This is a genomic window from SAR324 cluster bacterium (assembly GCA_029245725.1).
Taxonomy (GTDB): domain Bacteria; phylum SAR324; class SAR324; order SAR324; family NAC60-12; genus JCVI-SCAAA005.
In genome coordinates, this window is sequence record JAQWOT010000304.1 from 1 (window position 1) to 9,891 (window position 9,891).

The 9,891-nt window shown below is 44.6% G+C and carries 9 protein-coding genes; 2 read left to right on the plus strand and 7 right to left on the minus strand.

Annotation, left to right across the window (positions count from 1 at the left end):
• On the minus strand, positions 1–1,593 hold a 1,593-nt coding region (locus P8O70_16185; protein ID MDG2198382.1), incomplete at its 3' end, for an acetoacetate--CoA ligase.
• 129 nt (positions 1,594–1,722) lie between these two features.
• On the opposite strand from P8O70_16185, the gene P8O70_16190 reads away from it, so the two are divergent.
• On the plus strand, positions 1,723–2,547 hold the full coding sequence (locus tag P8O70_16190; GenBank protein MDG2198383.1) for a Sir2 family NAD-dependent protein deacetylase: 825 nt from the start codon (positions 1,723–1,725) through the stop codon (positions 2,545–2,547).
• Here the strand turns inward: P8O70_16190 and queG are convergent.
• Positions 2,438–3,757 carry a tRNA epoxyqueuosine(34) reductase QueG gene (gene queG / locus P8O70_16195; GenBank protein MDG2198384.1) on the minus strand — a complete coding sequence of 440 codons (1,320 nt, stop codon included), beginning with the start codon at positions 3,755–3,757 and terminating at the stop codon, positions 2,438–2,440. The two genes, P8O70_16190 and queG, sit on opposite strands and share 110 nt — an antisense overlap.
• Positions 3,758–3,764: 7 nt before the next feature.
• On the opposite strand from queG, the gene P8O70_16200 reads away from it, so the two are divergent.
• On the plus strand, positions 3,765–4,931 hold the full coding sequence (locus P8O70_16200) for a glycosyltransferase (protein ID MDG2198385.1): 1,167 nt from the start codon (positions 3,765–3,767) through the stop codon (positions 4,929–4,931).
• Here P8O70_16200 and P8O70_16205 read toward each other — a convergent pair.
• The 5 genes from P8O70_16205 to P8O70_16225 form a co-directional block, all read right to left on the minus strand.
• Positions 4,928–5,833: a patatin-like phospholipase family protein gene (locus P8O70_16205; protein MDG2198386.1), complete on the minus strand. Its 906-nt coding sequence runs from the start codon at positions 5,831–5,833 to the stop codon at positions 4,928–4,930. The genes P8O70_16200 and P8O70_16205 overlap by 4 nt on opposite strands.
• 94 nt (positions 5,834–5,927) lie before the next feature.
• Positions 5,928–6,977 carry an ABC transporter ATP-binding protein gene (locus P8O70_16210; protein ID MDG2198387.1) on the minus strand — a complete coding sequence of 350 codons (1,050 nt, stop codon included), beginning with the start codon at positions 6,975–6,977 and terminating at the stop codon, positions 5,928–5,930.
• Between the two features lie 13 nt (positions 6,978–6,990).
• On the minus strand, positions 6,991–7,818 hold the full coding sequence (locus tag P8O70_16215) for a carbohydrate ABC transporter permease (GenBank protein MDG2198388.1): 828 nt from the start codon (positions 7,816–7,818) through the stop codon (positions 6,991–6,993).
• On the minus strand, positions 7,818–8,723 hold the full coding sequence (locus P8O70_16220) for a sugar ABC transporter permease (GenBank protein MDG2198389.1): 906 nt from the start codon (positions 8,721–8,723) through the stop codon (positions 7,818–7,820). Before P8O70_16220 ends, P8O70_16215 begins: the two co-directional genes overlap by 1 nt.
• Positions 8,724–8,735: 12 nt before the next feature.
• The coding region (locus P8O70_16225) for a sugar ABC transporter substrate-binding protein (protein ID MDG2198390.1) at positions 8,736–9,891 on the minus strand (1,156 nt) is incomplete at its 5' end.

The following is a 9,891-nucleotide window of genomic DNA, read 5'->3' on the forward strand; positions in this document are numbered from 1 at the left end:
TCGGACTCCTCCAGGATTGAGTACCGCATCTGATCGACCATGAATGACAAATCCGTCTTGGGCTGTTCTTTCAGCATAATCACCATGCGTCCAGACCCCATCAAATCTTTCAAAATAGGCTGAACGATATCTTTTTTGATCAGGATCATCCCAGAAAGCAATTGGCATAGCAGGAAAAGGTTTTGTACAAACCAACTCGCCTTTTTGTTCTTGAACTGGTTTTCCCTCTTCATCAAAAATGTCAACAGCCAACCCAAGGCCAGCCCCTTGCAGTTGGCCCCGATAGACTGCCCTGACAGGGCAACTAAGCATAAAACAGGACACAATGTCAGTTCCTCCTGAGATTGACCCTAGAAGAACTTCGGCTTTTAATTTGTTATACACATAATCAAAAGATTCATGAGCTAGTGGAGAGCCTGTTGAAAGAATTGCTCTTAATTTCAATAACTTCATATTCTCAGGAGTCTGCCATTTTTGTTTTTCTAAGGCTGAAATGTATTTTGCGCTGGTGCCGAAAATAGCCCAATCATCTTGTTCACACATTTCCCAGAGCGTCTTCGCTCCTCTTGAAAAAGGAGACCCGTCATAAAGAACAATTGTAGCTTTTGATGCAAGGCCAGTAATCAGCCAATTCCACATCATCCACCCGCACGTGGTGTAGAAAAAAAGCCTTTCATTAGCTCTTAAATCTACGTGATATTGATGCTCCTTCACCAATTGAATGAGGGTTCCCCCATGACTATGCAGAATACATTTTGGCTGACCAGTGGTACCTGAACTATAGAGAATAAAAGCTGGATGCAGAAATGGAGTGTCTTCAAAAAACAATTCAGTATCCAAAGGTGCTGGCTCAGGAAAATCAAGCGAAGTTAATTTTAGCTTCGAAAACTCAGTCCCCGCTACAGCCTCTGTACCAGGGAAATGAATGAGATGCGTGACGGACGGTAGTTCCTGACAGATCTCGATTATCCTTTCAGTGAGATCAATCGGCTTTTTATTGTAGCGAACCGAGCAACCTGCAACGATCACCTTCGGTTTTGTTTGCCCAAACCGATCAAGCATCCCCTGTACACCAAAGTCTGGAGAACAAGAGGTCCAGATCGCTCCCAAAGAAAGGGTTGCCAAAGCTGCGATCACAGCTTCAGGGCCATTGGCCACATAACCACCAACCACGTCTGAAGCCATCACACCAGCTTCCCTAAGTACCTGCTGAAAACTCGCAACACTTGCTCTCAATTCCCCCCAGTTCAATTCTCTGCGAAGACCTGTTTCATCGTGAGAGATTATGGCAATTGCCTCATCATTTTGGTCGTGGTTCAGGCAGTTTTTTGCAAAATTGATCCTTCCTTTTGGGAAAAATTTTGCTCTAGGCATCAACTGGGGATTTTCCAAAGCTACTTCGCCGTGAACTCCCTGAAGTCCCATATCCTCCCAAATTGTTCGCCAAAAAATTTCTTGATTTTCTATACTGAACTTATGCAGTTCACTGTAATCATTTAGATTGATAGAATTTTCAGCGGAGATTCTTTTTCGCAATTGCTCTATTCGACTTTGTAGAACAAACTCAGGTGATGGACTCCAAATTGGATTCATTTTCTTCTCACTGAATTTAATTTAATCAATAATTTCAATTTTTTAATTATAAGATAATACCAGAAAAGGTATGTGATTATTCACTTAAATTTAATCAAGCCCTAAGAAATCACAAATCCAAGAATTAATATGTACCAAATTTCAGAGACCGTAGCGGAAATATGGAAAACTGCTGTTGATGATCCAGACCGCCAGATCATTGCCTTAACTGGAGCAGGTATTTCAGCAGAAAGTGGGATCCCCACTTTTCGAGGAGAAGATGGTTACTGGAAAATTGGATCGATGAATTACACGCCAATGGAAATAGCGACAGTTGATAAATTCCGCAACTATCCATGGGAGGTTTGGCATTGGTATCTGACCCGAATTTATAAGCATCGTTCAGCTCAACCAAATGATGGGCATCGTGCTTTAGTGGAACTTGAGCAGCTTCTCGGTGAAAGATTTCAATTGATTACCCAAAACGTAGATGGCCTCCATCTCAAAGCAGGCAATAGTCCTGAAAAAGTCTACGAAATCCATGGCAATTTGAATTATATGCGCATCTTTGATTCAAGCTGGCCAAGTTTGCTGCCAATGCCAGATTTTGTTGAAGAACTTGATCCGAAGGAGCCTCTACCTGAAGAGGTAAAATCTAAACTCCGTGACGAACCAGGGAATCTGATGCGGCCACACGTTCTTTGGTTTGATGAAATTTACAATGAGGAACTGTACCGCAGTGAAAGTGCTTTAAAAGCTGCACAGGAGGCAGATCTTCTATTAACAATCGGAACCACCGGCGCTACTTCACTTCCAGCTGTGATTCTCAAAACTGTTGCTCAGAATGGAGGAATGATCATTGACATCAATCCTGAAGTAACTTGGTTCTCCGATTATGCGATGATCTCCGGTGGTTACCATCTGAAGGGCCCAAGCGGTGTTTTCTTGCCAAAGCTAATGAAACTTGTCGGGTGAGCAAACATGCTCTTTTTCGCTTGATAGAATGCATTTCCTTGCTGGCGAGTGCTTCCTGAATTTCAATAATGACCTGTTCAGCTTTTTCAACTCTGAGGTGGCGCCAAAGAATGCTCTTCGTGATTCTTTGGCTGCGAAAGCCGAGGGCCCATGCAGAATGCTTACGTACCAGTTCTTCTTCATCTTTTAGGCCTATTAGCAGACCAGATAGGGCTTGCGGGTGAGAACAAGCACTCAATGCGGTCACAACGTTTCTAAGTAAACCCCTTCGCTTCGTACGTTTGACCGCACTTTTTCTGAACTGCTTCGAAAATTCCTCTTGCTCTAGTCGAACCCAATCCCAGAGTTTTCGATCTTTTAAACCATTTCGAGCCTTCCAAGTGGAATCAGATGTTTTGGGTGCTTTACGATTCCAAGGGCAGACTTCCTGGCAAATGTCACATCCGAAAATCCAGTTCTGTAGTTTCGACCTATATTGCTTTGGGATCGTATTTTTTAATTCAATCGTCAGGTAAGAAAGACAACGTCGTGCATCCACTTGCCGATCAGAGACGATTGCTCCAGTCGGGCAAGCTTCGATACAACGAGTACAAGATCCACAATCAATCCCTGAAAAAGGCTGATCAGGAGGAATTTTTGAGTCAATTAGAACTTCTGCCAGTAACAACCATGATCCAAGTTTTGGATGAATCAGATTGCTATGCTTTCCAAACCAACCGAATCCAGCTCGCCAAGCCAACTCTCTTTCCAGAAGTGGCCCCGTATCGACATAGACACGTGTCTGCTCAAAACCTGAAGCCAGCCCTTCGCTCAAAAGCCACTTTCTAAATTCTTCCAAACGCTCTTTGAGAATCAGGTGATAATCATCTCCCAACGAGTAACGACTAAACCGTCCCCGACTCGAATCCTGAAATTTTATCGTCGGGGTGTCATCATGAAAATAATTGCAAGCAACGGAAATGACGGTTTGAGCGCTTTCCAAGACGTTTTGAGAGGAAGTCTTTTGAGCTGCATGTTTGTGGAGATAGTTCATCTCTCCAGCAAACCCTTCCTCAAGCCACGCTAAATAACTAGAATGGGTCATATTGTCAGCAGCACTTGTAAAACCGACCCAATCAAAACCAAGCGACAAGCCCTGTTTACGAATCTTTTCTCGAAGTTGAACATCTGCTTCATTGAAATTTGGGGCTTCTTTCAAATTCTTATTCATTAAACAAATGTTTGATATTTTTTGGTCTTTTGAAGCGTTACTGTTTTTAGGATGTCTACCTTGGTACCTGGTAGCCTGGGGGATTTGGCTGTCTTTAAAACACGTTCAGAGTCTTCCCTCAATCTCATCAGATGGAGATAGAATTCACCCTAGGCTTAGTGTAATCATCGCTGCTCGAAACGAGGCACACACAATTGAAAATGCTTTGAAATCAGTTTTAGCCCAAAAGTATCCAAACCTTGAGATTATCCTGGTTAATGATCGATCTACAGATGGAACTGATGAAATTTTGGCAAAACTTGGTGAAAAAGATTCGCGAGTCTTGATTCACCATGTTGAAGAATTACCTCCTGAGTGGCTTGGGAAAGTGCATGCCATGCACCAAGGTTTCTTCAGATCGACGGGGGAGTGGTTGTTATTCACTGATGCGGACGTGCATTTCGAAAAAGGATGTATAGATCGGATCATTGACGTAGCTGAAAGAAGCTCAGTCGATTATCTTTGCGTCGTACCCGAAGTACAAGCACGACAAAGCATTTTGAGAGCTCTGTACACCGTTTCCCTTAGCGGTTTTTTTCTCGCTACTAGAATCTGGGAGGTCAAAAACCAAAATTCCTTTGTTGGAGTAGGGGCTTGTGGCGTTGTCAGACGTTCTCAATTGGCAAAAAGCCCTGGTCTTTCGTGGCTCAAAATGGAGGTTGTGGACGACTTAGCATTGGCTCAGTTGGTATGGCAGGCTGGAGGTATACTTGATGTCTACTGGGGACGCGAGTGCCTCGGGGTAGAGTGGTATCCAAGTATGGGAGATTTGATAAGAGGACTTGAGAAAAATTTATTTGCAGGTGCCCAATATCAATATTGGCGAGCATTCCTGGGAATCAATGGGATCCTGTTTGTTGCTTTTGCCCCTTGGCTTTCTATTCTTTCTGGAGATTGGTTGTTAAGTCTCGCTGCTGTTGGGGCTTTTTCAGGATATTGGCTCGCTTGGATCTCTGGAGATAAAGCCCAAGGGGTCGGGTGGTTGGAGAGGCTTCTCAGTCCATTACTCCTTTTCGTGATCGTTTGGGCCTTAGCCCGTTCCACTTTTAGCACTTGGCGACAGGGGGGTATACAATGGCGAGAGACTTTTTATTCCATTAAAGCCTTGAGACGCGGACAGAGATTAAAATTCTAGTTTCCATTTGCTAATTCCGCTTTTATGGTTGGCAGAAGCGCTTTCATTGCCTCATAACCGGCCTGAATAGCAACATTTCTTTCTGCAAAGCTTAGAAAGTCTTTAGGCTCGAAATCCGGCCGTAGTAACCAGTCTGCTTCTGCCAACTCATTTTTGTTGCCGCTACACATTTGCAGTCGAAAAGCCTGTGTAGTGGTCCAAAATGCATTTTCACTGATAGGATAGCCTCTTCCACAAAAGGTATCGATAGCAAGTACTCTGTGAGCTCCAAGTGCCCTGGCAAATCGGACAGGGACGACAGAGAGCACTCCACCATCCACCCAGATTTCTTGATCAACTTTCACTGGGACAAAAGTTCCTGGAATGCTTGATGAAGCCTGCACAGCCTCCCCTGCTTTGCCCTCAACAACGAGTAGTAGTTGACTGTCCACCAGTTCTGTGACTGCAACTCCTACCTTTTTTGGAAGTTGACTCAAAAGTTTGTTTCCCAAGATCTGATTGATCCATAAAGCTAGTTTTCTACCTTGAATCAAGCCGTTCAGGCTAATCACCGGATCCGTAACATCCCACCTTTCAAGCTTGATCATTTCCTGCTGTATTTGCTGAAGAGGAAGCTCAGAGGCATACAAAACGGCAGCGATGGCACCAGCTGAGGTTCCAGTCACAATCTCCACCTGAACCCCTGCTTCCTCTAGCGCCTGAATCACCCCAAGATGAACAAATCCCCGCACTCCACCACCACCAAAAGCGATTCCTAATTTTACTGTCTTATTATCTTGGGGGGGATAAATTTCCTGGATTTCTTCCAAGGTTTTTCCTTGAAGTGAGTCGTAACGATTTTCTTGAACACACCCAGTCCAAATTAGCGCAAGACTCAAGAAAAGCAGGATATTCAGTCGCATGGATTCAATAGATGCTTGAATATTGGCATTTACGAAACTAACTCAAGCAAGCTTAACAAGGAAGGAGGATGGAGAGAAGTTTTGGGTCTTTAAATCAGATTCTTTCTCCGGTTTGATTCGAAAACAAGAAGCATTTGCTAGCTTCAAACTGTACCCCAACAGCTTCATCGATGTTTATTTTGAATTCTTTAGGGCCTCGTATCGTTAGCCGATCTGGCCCAACGTTGATGGTGGTAAAAGTCGATTCACCTGTCAACTCATGGGCGTAAACTGTTCCCTGAAGAACTCCTTTTTGCGCAGCACACAAAATTAAATCTTCAGGACGAATTCCAAGAGTTGCTTCTTCCAGGTTTGCTTCGTGGTTGATAGAGATTGAAAAATTTGGATGCTGAAAGTTGTTATCTTGGAGTTTACCTTTCATTAAATTCATTGGCGGAGATCCAATAAATCCTGCAACGAAAAGATTTGCAGGATCATTGTAGATTTCTTCAGGTGGTCCCAGTTGCGAAATGATTCCATGATCCATCACTGCCACACGATCCGCCAGAGTCATTGCTTCAATTTGATCGTGTGTTACATAGACAGTTGTGATCTTTAGTTCATGCTGTAAATGCTTCAGTTCTGCACGCATTGTCACACGAAGTTTGGCATCAAGATTCGAAAGAGGCTCATCCATCAGAAAAACTGTTGGAGTCCTGACGATTGCTCTGGCCAAGGCAACTCTTTGACGTTGACCTCCGGAGAGTTCTCTGGGCTTGCGTTCGAGCAAATGATCCAATTGAACTTTTTCAGCAGCTTGCTGCACTTTTTCTGAATGCAGAGACTTGGAAACTTTACGGACTTTCAGTGGGTAGCGAATATTTTCATAAACGGACAGATGTGGATACAGACCATAATTTTGAAAGACCATTGCTACATCACGATCCTTTGGAAGGTCGTCATTGACTTTACGTTCGCCAATAAAAACCTCTCCAAGGGTTGGTTCTTCGAGGCCGGCAATCATTCTCATCGTGGTTGTTTTACCACATCCTGAGGGCCCCAACAGCACCAAAAATTCCTGATCCTCAATCAATAGGCTTAGATCTCTGACTGCAACAAATTCATTCCAGCGCTTCGTAATACCTTTTAAGGTCACAGATGCCATCAGTAAGTCCTACTTATCTCACTGCGCCAAGGGTCATACCTTGGACAAAATGTTTCTGAATGATCATTGCCAACCCAAACATTGGCAGCATGATTAGAATGCCAGCCGCAGAAATGAGATGCCACAGGACGCCCTCCTCAGCGTGAAAAAGTGATAAGCCCACCGGCATCGTAACCGCCTTGCTGTTGGTAATGATCACAGCAAAAAGAAATTCATTCCAAGCCAGAATGAAACAGAAAATTGCAGCCGTTAAGATTCCGGGCAAAGCCATTGGCAAAACAATATTCCAAATCACCTGAAGCCGACTCGAACCATCAACTAGGGCAGCTTCCTCAGTATCCAAAGGAATGCCATCGATGAATCCTTTGATCATCCAAATAGCAAAGGGGAGGATCAACGACAAATTAACTAGGACTAAGGCAAGCCTTGTATCAAGCAAACCCAAATCTCTAAACAGAAGGAAGTAGGGAAGAACAATAACGACGGCTGGTACAAACTGAGTAGATAAGATCATCAGGAACATCGTGCGCTCGAATCGCAGCCGAAATCTTGAGAAGCTGTAAGCTGCCATTGTTGCCATTGGAATGGCAACAATAACGGTTGTTCCGGCAACTATTGTGGAGTTGAGAAGTTTTTCGTGGAGATTGTATGGGGAACGGAAAATTTCGTTGAAGTTGGCAAGTGTTGGAGTGAAGAGAAGCTTGAGTTGGAAAACATCAACTTGTTGTTTGAAAGCTCCGGAGGCAATCCAATAAATTGGAACGAGGATAACTACCGCAGCGCAAAGAATTAGCACAAATTGAAAAAGATCCGCTACTTGCTTTCTAATTGTGTTGCCCATCAGCGTTTCAGGAAAACAAGTTTCATGTAAAGCCAGGTCAACCCTAGCATTGGAATCACCAAAAGATAGGAAACTGCTGAGGCGTAGCCCATATCATAGTACTTGAACCCGTGGAAATAGATGTAATGAGCGAGGGTTTGAGTGGCATTACCTGGCCCTCCATTAGTCAACATGTAGACCTGATCAAACATCTTCAGGGAGAAAATACTCTTCAGAATAATCCCTACTGCCAGAACGGGTATCAGAGCTGGCAAAGTAACATCTACAAATACTCTCCAACTGGAAGCCCCATCAATCATCGCTGCTTCTTGAGCGTCCCGGGGCACGTTAGCCAACCCTCCTATGAATACAAGCGTCAAGTAGGGTGTCCAATGCCAAACGTCACTACCAATGATTGCAATTAGAGCCAGGGTAGGGTCTCCAAGCCAATCCACATCTGCCAAACCTGGCACTAAGGCACCAAAGAGAGCCTGAAACAATCCAAAATCAGGTTGGAACATGAACCGCCACGAAATTCCAATCAGCGCAGGACTCATGGCGAATGGAAGAATGAGCAGTGTCCTAACAGTCAATCGGAACTTACCCCCTGGAGCAAGCAGAAGAGCCAACCCCAAAGCCAAACCGACAGACACAATTACTGAAGCGAACATAAAAATGGTTGTGACCTGCACGGAATTCCAGAGTAGGTCATCTTCTAGGGCTCGCTGGTAATTCTCCAAGAGGTAGGGCCAGGTTTCCCAGCCATCAAATTCTGGTTCCCAGAGAGGTCTCGACTCACGAGCTCGACTGAGTTTCCATTCTCGAAAGCTGAGCCAGAATGATTGGAGCAGTGGCCAAAAGGACGTAACCAACACCAATACCAATGCTGGTAAAACGAATAGGTATTTAAGGTGTCGGTCACGCATTTTAAGACCGAATCAGTAACCAGCTCTTCGTAAAATACGTTCTGCTCGTTGGCCTGCTTCTGCCATCAATTCCTCGACATTACTCCCCGTGGAGGCTTTTTGAATCGCATTTGAAAGCAAGTCTCCAATTTCAGGCCATTCAGGGATCTGAGGCATGATGTCAGAATTCGCAAGACTCAGAGCTGCGGCTTGCTGAATGTTGTCATTCGCAGCATTTACCTCAGGATCTACAAGGCTCTGCTTGTGGGTAACGACATTGTTCACGATTGCCTCACCCGCGACCTCTCGTTCAATGGCATTTCTTCGGTCAAGCTCTGGATTGGAGAGCCACTTCAAGAACTCCCAGCTTGCCTCCTGGTTCTTTGAATGCTTCGAAATACTGAAAGGCATGCTGATCGCGTAAGTTACCGTTTCCCCCTTGTAGGAAGGCATCCCTGTGAAAGCAACCTGCTCCTTCGACAAAGTAGACTGATTGGGGTTGTAGAATCCACTATAAGCCCACCACCAAACTGGAATCATAGCTGCTTTCCCTTGCGAAAATTGGATCCTTGCATCCTGTTCCACATTCGAAACAGCACCCTCCCCACAGATATCGTCAGAGGTATGCATTTCGATGTAGTCTTTGGTTGCTTGAATCGCTGTAGGCGTAGTCCAGGCGGGTTTCATTTGACTGTCGAAAACATCCCCTCCGGCTGCCCAGAGGTAGTTCAACCAAATAAACAGGTTTTGTCTGTTGCCATCAGCCCCATAGTAACAGGCGAGTCCCCCAATTCCCTCTTTCTCCTTGATCATTTTCCCCGCGCTGACGACATCAGACCATGTCTTTGGTTCACTGATTCCATGTTTGGTGAACAGATCCTTGCGATAAAACATCAACTGGGGATGAGCGCGCAATGGGAATCCTAAAGTTTCTCCTTTGAACATCGCGCTCTTTTTAAAGGCTTCAGGATAGCGATCCATGCTTATGCCGTCTTGTTCCAACCATTCATCGATTGGTTGCAGCCAATAGGCATTTGCAGGCCCCCAAGAATCTAAATAGTTCACCACATCAAAATTACCATCAGCTGCTACTCCAACACTTGCCACCTTCTCTTGAAGGGTGACAAATGGGATATGTGCCCAATTAACAGCAATACCTGTTAGGCTTTCAAACTCTTCATCGCGCAAC